Source organism: Streptosporangium sp. NPDC087985 (genome assembly GCF_044741965.1).
In the GTDB taxonomy this organism is placed as follows: domain Bacteria; phylum Actinomycetota; class Actinomycetes; order Streptosporangiales; family Streptosporangiaceae; genus Streptosporangium.
In genome coordinates this window covers 174,648-189,615 of record NZ_JBIUTQ010000012.1, presented here as the reverse complement: position 1 = coordinate 189,615, position 14,968 = coordinate 174,648, and the positions used below count along the sequence as shown (strand labels likewise).

The 14,968-nt window shown below is 68.5% G+C and carries 14 protein-coding genes; 7 read left to right on the top strand and 7 right to left on the bottom strand.

Translation table 11 applies throughout. The features are described 5' to 3' along the window. Positions 1 to 690: 690 nt before the first annotated feature. The 4 genes from ACIN94_RS22125 to ACIN94_RS22110 all read left to right on the top strand — a co-directional run bounded on the left by ACIN94_RS22125 (position 691) and on the right by ACIN94_RS22110 (position 5,709). The gene (locus ACIN94_RS22125; RefSeq protein ID WP_400708820.1) at positions 691 to 1,560 is read left to right on the top strand and encodes a tyrosine-type recombinase/integrase; all 870 of its coding nucleotides are present in this window, start codon (positions 691 to 693) and stop codon (positions 1,558 to 1,560) included. Between the two features lie 317 nt (positions 1,561 to 1,877). Beyond that, positions 1,878 to 2,684, top strand: coding sequence for a DUF4158 domain-containing protein (locus tag ACIN94_RS22120; RefSeq protein ID WP_400708818.1), 807 nt, complete (start codon positions 1,878 to 1,880; stop codon positions 2,682 to 2,684). Then, on the top strand, positions 2,681 to 4,561 hold the full coding sequence (locus tag ACIN94_RS22115) for a Tn3 family transposase (protein ID WP_400708816.1): 1,881 nt from the start codon (positions 2,681 to 2,683) through the stop codon (positions 4,559 to 4,561). Before ACIN94_RS22120 ends, ACIN94_RS22115 begins: the two co-directional genes overlap by 4 nt. 584 nt (positions 4,562 to 5,145) lie before the next feature. Beyond that, positions 5,146 to 5,709 carry a dihydrofolate reductase family protein gene (locus ACIN94_RS22110; protein ID WP_358133311.1) on the top strand — a complete coding sequence of 188 codons (564 nt, stop codon included), beginning with the start codon at positions 5,146 to 5,148 and terminating at the stop codon, positions 5,707 to 5,709. A 324-nt stretch (positions 5,710 to 6,033) separates the two neighbouring features. On the opposite strand, the gene ACIN94_RS22105 is transcribed toward ACIN94_RS22110, so the two are convergent. Both ACIN94_RS22105 and ACIN94_RS22100 read right to left on the bottom strand, forming a co-directional pair. Then, positions 6,034 to 7,041: an RNA polymerase subunit sigma-70 gene (locus ACIN94_RS22105; RefSeq protein WP_360713006.1), complete on the bottom strand. Its 1,008-nt coding sequence runs from the start codon at positions 7,039 to 7,041 to the stop codon at positions 6,034 to 6,036. Positions 7,042 to 7,358: 317 nt separating this feature from the next. After that, positions 7,359 to 7,661, bottom strand: coding sequence for a hypothetical protein (locus ACIN94_RS22100; RefSeq protein WP_400708813.1), 303 nt, complete (start codon positions 7,659 to 7,661; stop codon positions 7,359 to 7,361). A gap of 57 nt (positions 7,662 to 7,718) precedes the next feature. Here ACIN94_RS22100 and ACIN94_RS22095 point away from each other — a divergent pair, with 57 nt between their 5' ends. Continuing rightward, the gene (locus ACIN94_RS22095; RefSeq protein WP_400708811.1) at positions 7,719 to 8,753 is read left to right on the top strand and encodes a tyrosine-type recombinase/integrase; all 1,035 of its coding nucleotides are present in this window, start codon (positions 7,719 to 7,721) and stop codon (positions 8,751 to 8,753) included. 47 nt (positions 8,754 to 8,800) lie between these two features. Here ACIN94_RS22095 and ACIN94_RS22090 read toward each other — a convergent pair whose 3' ends face one another. Together ACIN94_RS22090 and ACIN94_RS22085 are read right to left on the bottom strand one after the other, a co-directional pair. After that, a complete protein-coding gene (locus ACIN94_RS22090) occupies positions 8,801 to 9,130 on the bottom strand; it encodes a recombinase family protein (RefSeq protein WP_400708848.1) in 330 nt (109 codons plus the stop codon). A gap of 123 nt (positions 9,131 to 9,253) precedes the next feature. Then, the gene (locus ACIN94_RS22085; RefSeq protein WP_400708809.1) at positions 9,254 to 10,366 is read right to left on the bottom strand and encodes an ABC transporter substrate-binding protein; all 1,113 of its coding nucleotides are present in this window, start codon (positions 10,364 to 10,366) and stop codon (positions 9,254 to 9,256) included. Between the two features lie 391 nt (positions 10,367 to 10,757). On the opposite strand from ACIN94_RS22085, the gene ACIN94_RS22080 reads away from it, so the two are divergent. Continuing rightward, the gene (locus ACIN94_RS22080; protein ID WP_400708807.1) at positions 10,758 to 11,306 is read left to right on the top strand and encodes a GNAT family N-acetyltransferase; all 549 of its coding nucleotides are present in this window, start codon (positions 10,758 to 10,760) and stop codon (positions 11,304 to 11,306) included. Positions 11,307 to 11,556: 250 nt separating this feature from the next. Here the strand turns inward: ACIN94_RS22080 and ACIN94_RS22075 are convergent, their stop codons facing one another. Beyond that, positions 11,557 to 11,808, bottom strand: a complete 252-nt coding sequence (locus ACIN94_RS22075; RefSeq protein ID WP_400708846.1) for a tyrosine-type recombinase/integrase — start codon at positions 11,806 to 11,808, stop codon at positions 11,557 to 11,559. Between the two features lie 422 nt (positions 11,809 to 12,230). Next, positions 12,231 to 13,415 (bottom strand): FAD-dependent oxidoreductase, encoded by a 1,185-nt coding sequence (locus tag ACIN94_RS22070; RefSeq protein ID WP_400708805.1) that lies wholly within the window; start codon positions 13,413 to 13,415, stop codon positions 12,231 to 12,233. Positions 13,416 to 13,468: 53 nt separating this feature from the next. Between ACIN94_RS22070 and ACIN94_RS22065 the strand changes: the two genes are divergently transcribed. Further along, positions 13,469 to 14,161, top strand: a complete 693-nt coding sequence (locus ACIN94_RS22065; protein ID WP_400708803.1) for a TetR/AcrR family transcriptional regulator — start codon at positions 13,469 to 13,471, stop codon at positions 14,159 to 14,161. A gap of 351 nt (positions 14,162 to 14,512) precedes the next feature. Here the strand turns inward: ACIN94_RS22065 and ACIN94_RS22060 are convergent, their stop codons facing one another. Next, entirely contained in the window at positions 14,513 to 14,920 is a 408-nt protein-coding gene (locus ACIN94_RS22060; protein WP_400708801.1) for a DUF4158 domain-containing protein, read from the bottom strand. Positions 14,921 to 14,968: the final 48 nt, after the last annotated feature.

Genomic DNA, 14,968 nt, shown 5'->3' with positions numbered 1-14,968 from the left:
CGCCATTCGAAGTTCTCGACGAGTACGCGGCACTTCAATCGGCTGCGTAGTCAACAACCGCAGATTCCGCTGTCCGGAATGATCTCAGCCCCTCACCAGGGACCCGCGCGTGTCGATCTGCCTGGACGACGATCATCCGCCCTTCGCCTTCGTCACCGTCGAAGGCCGCGCCACCCTGATCGATGATCTGCCGACCGTGCGGCAGTGGGCCACCCGGATCGCCGCCCGCTACATGGGAGAAGGACCGTCCGAGGCATACGGCAAGCGCAACAGCGAGCCCGGCGCCCTCCTGGTCCGCATCCACCCCGACAAGCTTCTCGCCACGAAGAACATAACCGGCTGGCGCGCCGCCGTACCACCTCCGCCTGGACCGGTCTCGACGACCATCAGACCCCTACCCTGCACCACCGCAGTCCGGGCCGGGAGGACGTCTGCTACCCGTGCTGACCGCGCCCGTCCGTCGGAGTGGAGCACGGTTAATGGACGCCGGGGGCGATTCCGCCGATGCTTGCGACGAAACCCTGCTACGGACCGCCGGATGCGGCATGTTCTCTCACCACGACCTTCGCCACTTCCGAGATTCCGCGATCGCGGTCATTCGAAGATAATGAATCCGCTTCCGAGATTACGAAGCGGCCCGCGGGGGCTTCTCCTACACCGCTGCCGCCTGTCTACGTGGAGGCGCTCGCGGTGTACGGTGACGCGCTGGAGCGCGCGCCGCTGTCGGCCGAGACTCGGCGCACCTACCGTTCCCGTACGCGGGTATATCTGGCCTGGCTCGCCGCCCACGCCACCGCCTATGACGCCGATCCGCTCACTAACATTCAGGCGCGGGACTGGGCGGTGCGCGATTACCGCATGTGGTTGCTGCGCGATGGCCCGGTCCGGCGCAGCCGCGTCTACGTCAACTCCGCCCTCACTGCACTGGACGACTTCCACACCCGGCGCGGCCTCGGTAAGGCCAACGTAAGCCGCGAGGACCTGCCCAAGAGCGCGCCGCGCGCTCTGGAGGAACGCGCCCGCATCCGCTGGCTGCGCGCCGTGGAGGCTCACCTATCCCCACGTGACCGCTGTATCGCCCTCATCCCCTACTACGCCGGCGCCCGCATCAGCGAGGTCGTCCGCCTCGACGTCGACGACGTTCACCTGTCGGCCCGCAAGGGGAAACTGCGGCTGTACGGCAAGGGCGACAACTTCCGCGAGGTCGATATCCACCCCAAGCTCCGAGCCGAGCTGCAGATATGGCTTGACGAACGGCCTACATGGCCCGAAGCCGACGCCAGTCGCGCGCTCTTCCTGAACGCGAAGGGCGGGAGGCTCACCGCCCGCGCGGCCAGCGGCATCATCGCCACGATCGCCCAGCGATCAGGCCTGGACGATCCCACCACTACCCACGTCCTCCGGCACACGCTCGCCACAACACTGGTGCGCGGCAAAACGGATCTCGTGCTCGTCGCCGAGATCCTTGGCCATGCCCGCCTTGAGACCACCCGCCGGTACAGCTTGCCCTCCGATAAGGACAAGGAAGACGCGCTCAAGCTGATCACCACTGACGACTGATCACCTACGCGATCTACCTCAAGATCGACTCATGGCCGGTTTTACCCGTATCTCGGCTGGACCCGCTCCCCTGAGGAAGCCTTCCCTGAGGCTGGTCGAGAGCCTCGGCAGCCGAACGGCACTACGGTGTCTCGCCCCTTCTGGCCGAGCCGTCTCATGCAATCTGGGGTATCTGACGGTTCGTCTCACCCATCTGAGGCATGATCATCAATCGCTGGCTTGGCATGGGGGTCCCCGTAGTACTCGCCGAAAATCGGGCGGATATGGCTGGGTAGGCTTCTGAGCTGGGAATCTGTGGGCCTGGCGGGAGGTCGTTCTTGGCGACGCAGGTGTTCGCGGACGAGGAGCTGGAGCGCCTGCGGGGGTTCCCGGAGATTGGCAGGGACGAGCTAGCGAGGTTCTTCACCCTGACTCCGGCGGATGTCGCGTTCGTCGATCCCGGTCGGGGCCGTGGTCCGGCGGACCGGCTCGGCTTGGCCGTGGCGTTATGCACGTTGCCGTGGCTGGGGTTCGCGCCGGACAAGGTGCTTTCGGCCCCGCCGGTGGCGGTGGCCAGGCTGGCCGAGCAGCTCGGCGTCGACCCGGCCGGGCTGCGCTCGTACGGGCGGCGGGCGAAGACGCGGACCGAGCATTTGCGGCTGGTGGCGAAGTATCTGGGGTGGCGACTGCCGACCACGCTGGAGCTCAAGGAACTAGACGAGTTCCTGCTCGCCAGGGCGATGGAACACGACTCGCCGACCCTGCTGTTCCGGCTCGGGTGCGAGTACCTGATCTCGGCACGCGTGATCCGTCCGGGACCGGTGACCGTGGTCGAGCGGGTCGCCCACGCCCGCGCCGAGGCGCAGCGGGAGACGTTCGACCGGCTGGCGCACGAGTTCACCGAGGCACGGTGCGCCGCGCTGGACGGGCTGCTGATCACCGATCCGGAGATCCGCATGACCCGCCTGCGGTGGCTGGCCACCGGCCCGGTGGAGGCGTCCCCGGCCGCGGTGAAGGCCAAGGTCGCCAAGCTGGAGTTCCTGCGCTCGTTGGGCGCGGACAGTCTGGACCTGTCGGCGCTGCCTGCCGAGCGGCGCTGCCTGCCGAGCGGCGCAGGTTCCTGGCCACGGTCGGCCGGCGGTTGACCGCGCAGGCGCTGGAACGCCGCGATCCGCAGCGCCGGTACCCGATCCTGCTGACGCTGCTGGCGCAGTCGGCGACCGACGTGCTCGACGAGGTTGTGCAGCTGTTCGACCAGGCGATCTCCGCGCGGGAGAGCAAGGCCGAACGCAAGATGCGCGACGCGCTGGCCGAACGGGGCAAAGCCGGAGAAGACCGGCAGGCGCTGCTGGATGATCTGCTGGCCATCATCACCGACCCGCAGATCAGCGACGAGCAGATCGGCGGCCTGATCCGAGGTGAACGGATCGGCTGGCCTCGCCTGCGGTCGGCGGTGACGCAGGCCGCGCCACGGTTGCCGCGCGATCACGGGCACCTCGCCGCGCTGGACGGGTCGTATGGGTATCTGCGGCAGTTCACCCCGCAGGTACTTGCGGCGGTGCGGTTCGCCGGTGGCACCGCCTCGGCCGGGTTGCTGGAGGCGTTGGAGATCCTGCGCGAGCTCAACGCCACCGGCGCTCGCCGGGTCCCAGCCGATGCGCCGGACGGGTTCGTGCCCGCGCGGTGGCGCGGCTACCTCGAGACCGCGGCGAAGTCTGGCAACACCAGCGCCTACCGGCACTACTGGGAGCTGTGCACCCTGCTGGCGCTGCGCGATGGGCTGCGCAGCGGGGACGTGTTCGTGCCGGGCTCGCGTCGTTACTCCGACCCGGCCGCCTACCTGCTCACACCGGACAAGTGGGTCGACCAGCGCGCGGAGTTCTGCCAGCTGGTCGGCAAACCCGCCGACCCCGACCGCGCGCTGGCTGCGGCCGCCGACGAGCTGGGTGAGGCGCTCGGCGAGCTGGAGGGAGTCCTCGCTGCTGGGGATGGCCCGGTGCGTCTGGACGACGGCGGTGATCTGGTGATCTCGCCGCTGACCGCCGAGGACGTCCCGGCCGAGGCGACTGCGTTGAAGGCGGAGCTGACCGAGATGCTGCCGTTCGCGCCGATAAGGGCTTTGAGCCGGTACTTCGCGTCCGAGGGGCTCTCGACGTACACACACGTGACCGACCAGCACACCACCTACGGCACGAAAGTCATCGTCGCGACCAAGCGCGAGGCCCACTACGTCCTCGACGGGATTCTCGGGAACGCGACCGACATTCCCGTCACCGAGCACGCGACGGACACCCACGGGGTCACGCTGGTCAACTTCGGCTTGTTCGACCTGCTCGGCTTGCAGCTCTCCCTGCGGATCCGGGATCTGGGCAAGATCACGCTCTACCGGGCCGGATCGCGTGCGCAGGTCGAGGCCGACTTCCCGCACACCGGGCCGCTGCTGACCCGCAAGCTCAACACTGACCTGATCGCCGAGCACTACGACGACCTGCTCCGGCTGGCCGGTTCGCTAAAGTTCGGTCACGCCACCGCCTCGCTACTGGTCGGCAAGCTGTCCGCGGCCGGCAGGCAGAACGCGCTCGCCGCAGCGCTCAAGGAGTACGGGGCACTGCGGCGCACCATCTACGCCGCCCGATACCTCGCCGACCCGGCCTACCGGCGCAAGATCTCCCGGCAGCTGAACAAGGGCGAGTCGCTGCACGCGCTCAAGCGAGACCTGCTCTACGCCCACGAGGGCGCCATCCGAGCGCGGCACCTCGAAGCTCAGACCGAGCAGGCGTGGTGCCTGACGCTGGCCACCAACGCCGTGGTCGCCTGGACCACCGAGTACTACGGCCTCGCGGTCGAGTCGATGCGCAGGGCGGGACGCCGCATCGACGACGAGGTCCTGGCCCACATCTCCCCGGCGCATAGCGAGAACATCAACTTCTTCGGCGCAATCGAGGTCGACATCGAAGGTGAACTCGCCCAGCTCGGTCCCACCGGCTATCGGCCGCTGCGCGTCCGCGACACGCTGTTCTGACGGGCTTCCCTCACGGGGCGCACTCGGCGTCGGGGGCATTGCCCCCTCAGGGGCCCCTTCAGTAGTAGGCGCCGAAAAAACAACGCTTAGCTGCGTCGGCGCTGGGAGAGGTAGGTACTCGCGGATCTTGCCGGGCACGTGCGGCCGCTGGTCGCCGAGCGAGATGCCCAAGCGTCGGGAACTGGTTGGCGATCTCCAGCGCGGTGAGGGGGCCTGGCTGGCGCTATAGCTGTGTGATCAGGCGTTCGGGGACCCAGATCGCTCACACTCCTGCTCGCGCAGCGAGCGCGTCGAGCGCTACCGCAACGCCTCTGCGAAAGTAGACAGCCTCTGTTGCAGGTGGCCGTGGAAGGCCTTCCCGTCCGGGCAGACGGCAGCAGCGGTCGGGGAGAGCTGGCCATGGGTGCGCCGCTGCCCGTACGAGGGTGAGGTCGAGATCCGGTGGGTAGTGCTCGAGCCCAGCCGAGTACGCCGTGCCGAGTCCGGAACGCGAGGACTACCTGCGGACGCAGATCGCGCACCGATTAGGTTTCCGCGCCGTGCCCGTCTGTACGTGTGAGATCGACTCACGGGAGGCTGGCACGATGCGGAAACTGATCTTCGGCATGAACCTGAGCCTGGACGGCTACATCGCCGCGCCCGGCGACGACCTCGGCTGGAGCGTACCGAGCGACGAGCTGTTCCAGTGGTGGTCCGACCGGGTGGGGGCGACCGGCCTGGCGCTGTACGGGCGCAAACTGTGGGAGACGATGAGCTCCCACTGGCCGACCGCCGACCAGCAGCCCGGCGCCACACCGGCGGAGATCGAGTACGCCCGCCGCTGGCGGGACATGCCGAAGGTGGTGTTCTCCTCGACGACCAGCACGGTCGACTGGAACACCCGCCTGGTCACCGGCGACGCGGTCACCGAGATCACCCGGCTCAAGGCCGAAGACGGCGGCCCCATGGACATCGGCGGCGCCACACTTGCCGCAGCGGCCATGCGGGCCGGGCTGATCGACGAGTACGTGCTGGTCACCGCACCGGCCTTGCTGGGCGGCGGCACGCCGTTCTTCACGGCCCTGGACAGCTGGGTGAACCTGAACCTGGTGGAGACGCGGACGTTTCCCGGCGGCGTGGTGCTGACCCGATACGAGACGAGGCGATGAGCACGGGCCAGATGCTCGGCTCGTGAGGCCAGGTCGAAATCCTTCCTGGCGTGCTCACCGTGACCCTCGGCTATGAGGGAACCTTCCCCGGCCCTTCCTTGCGTTCCGAGTGAGCTGTTGACCGACTTGCTGGAGATGAGGGCGACGGCGTCGTTGATCGTGACGATGTTCTTCGGGCATGAAGATGCCCCGCCGGCAACGCCGGCGGGGCGGTGGTGTTCGCGTTGTCGCGTTGGTGTTCAGCTGGTCGGGGTGCTCATTCCGCGGTGACTTCGGTGACGGCGGCCCGTGCGCTGGACTCGTCGACGATGGGGACTCGTCTGATTACAGTGTCGGGGGCAGACCCAGCCATGGTTTGTCGGTGGCGTCGAATCCGGTGAGCTCGGCGACCTTCCCGTCGACGATGTGCAGGACCGCGATGGTAAATAGCCGGTACTCCGGGTCGTCGGGGGTGCGGAGGTACAGCACGGCGGCAGGCATGCGGTTGACCGTCGTGGTGATACAGCGCCAGTCGTCGTGGCCGCGCTGGAAGAGCCCACCGGAGACCCAGCCGTCCACCGCGTCCTTGGCCGTGATGACCGAGGTTCCCGGCTCGGGCAGCATCGCGAAGCGCAGGTCGTCGCGCAGCAGGGACATCAGCCCGTCGAGGTCGTTGCGCTCATGGGCGTCGATATACGACTTCACCACGCCGCGCTCGTCATTCGACAGCTCGTGGGTGGCGGGGCTCCGCCAGTCGAGGCGGCGGTCGGGCAGCTGCTCGCGCATCGTCACACGGGCCCGCTGCAGTGCGCTGGTCACCGATGCGACGGTCAGCTCGAGGGCGTCGGCGGCCTTCGACGCCGGCCAGCCGAGGACGTCGCGCAGGATGAACACCGCCCGCTGCCGCGGCGGCAGGTGCTGGACGGCGACGATGAACGCCAGCTCGATCGTCTCCCGCGCCACCACCGATTCCTGCGGGTCCTCGGGGAGCATCCGGTCGGGGTAGGGCTGCAGGTACAGCACCTCGGAGCCGGGGTCCGGCAGCTCGGACGGTACGGGTGTGCGGTCGTTGCGCTTCTCCAGGAAGTCGAGGCAGGCGTTCGTCGCGATTCGGTACAGCCAGGTCCGCAGGGCCGCGTGGCCCTTGAACGACTCCCGCTTGTTCCACGCTCGCAGGAACGTCTCCTGCGTCAGGTCCTGGGCATCCTCGTAGTTCGCGAGCATCCGGTAGCAGTGCACCTGCAGCTCACGCCGGTGGCGCTCCGTGATGAGTGCGAACCGCGCCGTGTCGCCTGAGCGGACCGCCGCGAGGAACGTGGCCTCGTCGGCGCCCAGCGGTCTGGTGTCGGTCATGGTCATCAATCCTTCCACCGGTGCGAGGGCTAACAGAACTGACGACGTGGCGGAGGATTTCTGATCGGTGAAGCCGCTGACACCGGGCCGTTCGCCAGGCCGGATGGGTCGGGGTCGATCCAGGGAACGTGCTCCGGGTCGGGCACACCCTCGATGTCGAGGTGGGGCCAGCACGGCTAAGCGTTGTTTCTCGGCGCCTGCTACTTAGGGGCCGCATCGGCGCGCCTCCGACCGCGATGCCAAACCAGACGCCGCCTCGGCGAGGTCAGTCACCCGCGCGGCCTCGCCGAGGTCGGACAGGACGCCTAACCGACGGTTCAGACCGGCGGTGGCGCGGTCACAGCGTCGCGCTGAGCTTGGAGTTGCTTCATGTCGGTGGCATCCGACCGGCGGAGAACAAAGATCTTCGCCAGCGCGATGAGGCTGGGGCCGGTGAGGAGCGCTGCCAGCCACAGCTGTCCGTTGACGCCGACGACAACTGCGCCGGTGAGCATGCCGATCGCGATGGCGACGGAGCCGCAGGTCCGTGCCCCGGTCGTCCTCGTCTTCGCCGATCCGCCAAGCTTGTCAGATAATGGCGTATTATCTGACAATGGCGGGATCGGCTCCTGCGGGAACACCCGTGCGGGCCGTGCACCTTTCACGCGTGTTATCTGACAACCAGGGAAGCGGGCCAGATGGCGACAGACCGGCACCTCACCGCCGTGCCCGACCGTGACAACGCGGAGACGCCGGGAGGGGTGCCGACCGCCGAGGCGCTCGCCTCGTTCCTGCGCCACCTCGCTGGCCGACGCGGCCGGTCCGGCCGAATCACCTCGCCGGAGACCGTGCGCGCCTACACCTCGGCCCTGCCGACCGCGTTCACCGGGATCGTGCACCTCGGCGAGCTCGCCAGCGTCGGCCGAGACCGGCTGCACACCAACATCCGCGGCGCGTGGGGCGGCGCGGCGCCGTCGACGTTCAACGCCAAGCGGGCTGCCGTCGCCTCCGCCCTGGCCTACTTCCACGACCAAGGCTGGATCGGCGACCCGGCCGCGGTACTGCACGGCCTGGACCGAGAGCACCAGCCCAGGCCGGACGACACCCGCGTCCGCAGTCGCGAGCGGATCGACCGGCTCATCGCCGACAAACGCCGCCCGCTGGAAGACCGGACGCTGTGGGCGATGCTCTACTCCACCGCCGCCCGCGCCGAGGAAGTCCTGCGCCTGAACGTCGAAGACCTCGACCGCGCCAACCGCCGCGCACGCACCATCCGCAAAGGCGGCAAAGCCGACGAGCTGCTCTACGACATCCGCACCGCCCGGATGCTCGGCCAGCTCCTCGGCCGCCGCACCCGCGGGCCGATCTTCCTGTCCGCTCGCATCGCCCCTGACGACGGCACCACGCCCGTACGTGACGTCGACCCGGCCAGCCGCCGCCGACGCATGACCTACCGCACCGCCGAACGCCACCTCGGCGCCGCCACCGACGGCTGGAATCTGCACGACCTGCGCCATTCCCGACTCACCCACGCCGGCGAGGACGGCGCCACCGAAGCCGACCTGATGAACCTCTCCGGCCACGAAGACCGCCGCACCCTCCAGCGCTACCTCAAGCCCAGCAAAGAAGGCACCCACCGTCGCCTCGACGGGCTCGACGCCCAGCGAGGGACCTGGACACCCAACGCCGACGAACTCACCGCCCGCATGACCAGCAACCGCGACAGCACCTAAACCCGATCTTTGCTGGTCAGCCATATCCGCCCGATTTTCGGCGAGTACTACGGGGACCCCGCATGGCGAGGCCGAGTCATATCACCTTTGGTGATGACGAGCTTGGCCGCGATGTCGCGGAGGCTGAGGTTCTGCTCGCGGAGGTGGATCGCGAGGGTGAGCATGGTGTCGTCGGTAACGCTGGCGCCGCCGATGGTTTTGCCGCGGGTGCGAGCGGATTCGTGGCCTTCCAGGGTGCGGTCGCGGATGTATTCGCGTTCCATCCCGGCCAGGGCGGCCAGCAAGGTGAACACGATCCCGGACGGGTCGTGGGAGCTCTGGAGTTCGCCGGCGAGGAACTCCAGGCCGATGTCGCCGGCCTTGAGCTGTTCGGCCAGCTACCGCGCGATAGTCGGAGAACGCGGTCGGGGCCCCCGTCGGCTGAGAGCCCGCATTAACACGTAGACAGGTAGACAGCCTCAAGTTCGGACAGATCTGGGCAGTCGGACCTCCGTGCTCTCTCAGCCGGCGTGAAGGATCCGAAAGCGATCGGGTTCCGCCGGATCCCGATCAACGACTTGTATTGGCGTCCAAGCCCATTGCCAAACGCTGATGCCTGGCGTGCGGGAGAACTGGATCTGCCCGCGGGTGCCTTCGACTGCAACGCGCGGCCAGGATTCGGCAGTGCGCGCCCGGTCCGCGCCGTGAGAACGCAGCACATCGGCGAGGACGGCGACCGTGTCGTAGCCCTCGAAAGCGACGAAGGAGGGCGCTTCGGCTAGCCGCTCGCGGAGGGCCGTCTCGACTCGTACGCCGAGTGGGCTGAGGCGCTCGGGCAGGTAGCGCAAGAACGGGATCGCGGCGCTGTCGTCGCCCAGCAACGTCGCCCATTCGGCGAACTCCGGTTGCCCAGCCGGAGCACCAATCATGATCTCGGCGAGGCGCTGGTCGCGGCGGACAGACTTGACGATCGACACTGCCGGCTCCGGGTGGCCGACCAGAAGAAGGAGGGCTGTCGCGCGATTGTCGACGAGTTCGTCGCACACGGCCGTGGGGGCGAGCGCGCGCATGTCGAGTTCGATGACGGTGCCGCCGCGTGGAGCGAGGTGGTCCCGCAGAATGCGGGCCCCAGATGCCCAGTAGACACTCGACTCGGCTGCTACGGCAATTCGACTGTAGCCCGCGCTGAGGAGGAAGTCTGCGTAGATCTGCCAGCCGTGGGACTGCGCCGGGGCGAGGCGCGCGACCCACTCCGTTGGCTGTTCGGTGAGCGCGTCGAGAACCGCTGACGAGCAGAGGAACGGCAGGCCGAGGGCGTCGGCCCTGGCGGCAGCGGCGCGAGCGACGACGCTGTGATACTCCCCCGCCAAGGCAGCCACGCCCAGGCGAGCCAATTCATCTACGGCCGCCGCGGCCCTCTGTGGATCAGCCGCGGTGTCTCGGACCACCAGCTCAAGTGGTCTTCCGACGATCCCGCCGGCGTCATTGACTTCGCGAACAGCCAGCTCGAGTCCAGCGAGCAAGTGTTGGCCCGCTTCGACCCAGCCAGGCCGAGTTAGCGGAACGAGAGCGCCGATCTGGACGGCTGATCCGTCAGCCCGCTCCGCTCCAGGTGGCGATGGTGGCGTATTCATGCGTTGGCATCTCCCCTGTGACGATTCGGTTGCAGTTTGCCCGGATCGCAGAGTGGCAAGGCCCGATAGTACGCGTTCATCTCATCTCGCCGTGGCGGGCGCACCTGGGTGACCATGCCGGACATTGCATCCACCACCATCGCCAACAGGCAACCGATTATTTGTTCGCTGAGCTGCCAGGCTTCAAGAAACCATGGTTTTTTGAAGGATCCCGCACTCAGACAGTGGCCAGCGCGGCACCGCCATGGCCACCTGAGGATCACATACCGAGGGGCCAGGGTGCTTCTTGCTGTCCCCTCGGTATCCCTCATGCCTTCTTGAGGAGCCGTGGCTTTGTTCGTGAGTTGTGAGAGCGCGTGTTGCTCGGCGGGAGCGCGATAGGTTGCCCGCCATGACTGAGCTTGGACCCGTTGCCTGGCCACCTGCCCCGATACGGACCGAGCGGCTCGTGCTCCGTGAGCCCGAGGCCCGGGACCGTGCGGCGATCATCGAGCTGTTCACCTCGCCAGAGGTGGGCACCTACATTGGTGGCCCTCGACCGCGTGATGAGTTCGAGCGTGCGGTGCCTGAGGTACCCAGGCGGCGCCCCGGCCTTTTCGTGGTCGATCTGGACGGAGCGATGATCGGCATCATCACGCTCGACCGGCGCGACGCGGAGCGTCCGGGTCACGTCCGTCCGGATGCCGGGGAGGCCGAACTCGGCTACATGTTCCTGCCGGAGGCGTGGGGATGCGGGTACGCCACCGAGGCGTGCGCGGCGGCACTCGAATGGTTCGCCGCCACGCTTCCCAGCGAGCCGGTAGTGCTCTGCACCCAGACCGCCAACGACCGCTCGATGCGCCTCGCGGCGAAGCTGCGGTTCACCGAGGTGGAGCGGTTTGAGGAGTACGGCGCCGAGCAGTGGTTCGGCGTGTGGTCCTCGGTCACGTCGTCTGGTTGAGCTCGTGCTCGGAAGGGGTGGTGTGCCGGCCGTCAGTCCTCGTCGTCCTCGACGGCGTCCGGGTCCCGGAAGGGGCGCAGGCCCTGGCCGGGGCCGCTGGCCTTGATGTTGAACAGGTAGCGGCCCAGGAAGTTGATGTGCCGGTCCTTGAGCGGGGAGAGTCCGGGGGTGAGGAACCGGCGGACAGCCGTTGGCGTTGAGAAGGATCTTGGTTGCGGCGAGCGAGGTCGCTCCTGGTTATGAAGATTTCTTACCTCGTTGCCCGGTCCCGGCGTCGGCGGGCGGCGCGGATCTCTGCGTCGGCGACCTTGTCGTCCAGCAGGGCGTACAACTGCGTCGTCTCGGTGGAGGCGTGGCCGAGGCGGCGGCGCACGGCTTCGATGGAGACCCCGGCGTTGATGAGTTCGGTGGCGTGGGCGTGGCGTAGCTGGTGGATGTCGATCTCGACGCCGGCGGCGGCGCAGTAGGTCTGCCAGCGGTGGTGGGCGGCGTCGTAGGACAGCGATCCGCCGCGGCCGTTGATGGACGCGCGGAACAGCGGGCCGGCGGTGTAGCCGGCGCGGGTCCGCCCTCCCCGACCCGCCAGGTTGCCAGATAACCGGGAAACGAAGCGTTCGCGCCGGGCGGTGACCGCCCAGCTCGCGCTACGTCTGTGATCGCTATCTTGCCAGATAACGAAGGTTATCTAAGAACCGGTCATAGGCCCAGGCTCGACCCAGAGGTCTGCCTGCATCGGACCGCCAGGTGGCGGTAACCTCGCCCACCCTGGCTCGCTAACGCCACTGGCCGTTCGGTTGCTGCTCACCGCCCCGTGGCGGAGTTCGTATGGCGGGCGGTGGATCTGCCGGAAGGAACCGCGGCGGTGCCGTACTGTCCCGTGAAGCCGTGGCGAGCTGCTGGTGCTGGTGCTCTCGCGCTTGGCAGTCAGGATGGCTGAACTTCGTCGAAGAGGGCGAGGGCTTCGGTGGGGTCCGGGCTCACGAGGCGTTCCAGACCGGCCGTCGTGATCTTCGCCCACCTGCCGGCCCGTGCCCACATCTGTTCCTCGAAGGCGCGGACGGCCTCGTCCAGATCGCCAGTGCCGGGGGCGGCGGCGACGGACTCGGCGAGTTCGGCGCCTTCCAGCATCGCGAGGTTCGCGCCCACCCCCAACGGGGGCATCAGGTGGGCGGCGTCGCCCAGTAGCGTCACCCCGGGGACGTGGGCCCAGGTGTGGGACACGGGCAGGACGTAGAGGGGGCGGTGGACGAAAGCGGTGCCGTGGCGGAGGAGGTCGAGGACGGGAGCGGCCCAGCCGTCGAACAGGGCCAGCAGGCTTGATCGCACGGCCTCGACGTCGGTCAGGTCCAGGCCCGCGTCGATGCCTGCGTCCAGGCCCGCGCGCCGGTTCAGGCCCATATGCCGGTCCAGGTTCGTGTGCCAGTCCAGCGGCGCGCGGAACTGGGCGTAAACCTTGACGTGGCCGCCGCTGTTGCGCTGGGCGACGAGGGCGCGGTTCACGCCGTACACAGCCACGGAACCGTTGCCGATCAGCCGGGCGAGGTCGGGGTGGCGGGTGTCGACGTCGTCCAGGGAGGTCTCGACCAAGGTGACGCCGGTGTAGTGCGGCGTCGCGGACGAGATCGCCGGGCGAACCCGGGACCAGGCGCCGTCCGCGCCGACCACGAGGTCGAACGTCTCCTGTCGCCCGTCCGCGAAACGGACCAGCACGCCGTCCCGGGTTCCCGGCACTACCTCCGTCACGCCCCGCCCCCACTGAACGTCGAGGGGGCCGAGCAGCAGGTCACGGAGTTGCCCCCGGTCGATCTCGGGATTGGCCCGGTCACCCGGACGGGGTTGCCAGTCGCGAAGGACGGTCCCGTCCGCGTCCAGGATGCGCATGGCCTGCCCCTCGGGACGAGACAGCGCCTGGAACTCCGCCAGCAGCCCCGCCTTGCCCAGCGCGAGCTGGCCCATCCTTTCGTGCAGGTCGAGCGTGCCGCCCGGGGGACGGGCGTCGGGGGCGGGATCGCGTTCGAGGACGGTGACGGGGTGACCGTGGCGGTGCAGGACGCGGGCGAAGGTGAGGCCGGCGGGGCCGCCCCCAATCACGGCGATACGGTGTCTCATGGCGATATACTGTATTTACCTATTACGATGTATCGCAACAGTACGATGTAACCATGACTGTGTGGGACCGGCCGGAGCCGCCGACTCGCCCCGTGCCGCTCGACCGGGAGCGAATCGTTGCCGCCGCCACCGCGCTGGCCGACGAGGGCGGGCTGGAGGCGGTGTCGTTGCGCAAGGTCGCCGCCCGGCTGGACGCCGGCCCGATGCGGCTGTACGGATACATCTCCACCAAGGAGGAGCTGTTCGACCTCATGGTGGACGAGGTCTACGCCGAGATCCTCCCCGAGGAGCAGCCCGGCGACTGGCGGGAGGTGTTGCGCATCCGCGCCCACCGCACCAGGCAGGCCACCCTCCGTCACGAATGGCTGGCCGACCTGCTCGGCGGCCGTCCGACCCTGGGCCCAAACGCCCTCGCCGTGACCGAGGCCACGCTGGCCGCCCTCGACGGCCTCGCCGACCTCGACACCGTCATGCGCGCCGTGGAGACCGTCAGCGCCTACTTCACTGGCGCGATCAGACGCGAGATCGCGAACCTGCGGACCGAGCGCGCCACGGGCCTGTCCAAGCGCGACTGGCAGCGCGCCTCCGGCCCGCATCTGAGGAGGATGCTGGCCACGGGCCGCTTCCCGGCGCTGGCCAAGGCCGTGCACGACGGCACGGAGGTGGACGCCGAGGCGTCCTTCGCGACCGGCCTGGACTGGGTCCTCGACGCCGTGGCCGCCAAACTCGCCCGGCCGCCGGCGTGACGCTCAGGATTTCCAGGTGACATCCGTGGTACCGCATGACGCCGCCAGACTGCGCACCTACCTGCTCGACTGGTTCAGAGGCAAGCTCTGACGCCGGACGACCGGGCGGCGTTGGAAGGGCTGCGCCATCTGCAGCGGTACGCGGGCTCCTACGCTCATGTCCATGGCCAGCAGCCACACCCCTCCGATTCGCGCTCACCGACTCGCCGGTCGGCCTGCTCCCCTGGAACAGCCAGGCCATGGGCAGTCTCGACGCCGGCCCGGATCGCGTTCAACTCGCGGATCTCCGTCAGCATCGAATCCAGGCTCACGTTGCCCAGCATCGCCTCGATCAGCGACAGGACCGAGCCCTCATCCCAAGAGGTCGGCGCCCTCGTGGTCGACCAGGTCGAGCTGGTCGACCAGCACGCGGCCGGCCTTGGCCACCAGCTTGGAGGCCCGCTCCAGCTTGGCCAGGGTCTTCATCCGCCGCACCGGAACCTTCGACACCGCGACCCGGCCCAGCCCGAAGGCGGCCAGGTACTCCACGGCCTCCCACGGCACCGCGAGCGGGTCCTCGCCCAGGAACCGCCCGACGTAGCGGACCGTGCAGATCTGCAACGCAATCCCAAGCCGGTGCACCTCCGTACGACGTAGCGCGATCAGATCACGGTCGTCATCGTCGAGGAAGAAGAACCGCTCCAGCTCCGGGCGTGTGGGCACCTCAGTGAACGTCCCGTACACCTCGGCCTGCTCATCAGTCAGAAACTCCACCGGCATGGCGGGACCGTAACCAGCACCGACGCCCGTCCGGCGAGCTTTCCGCGA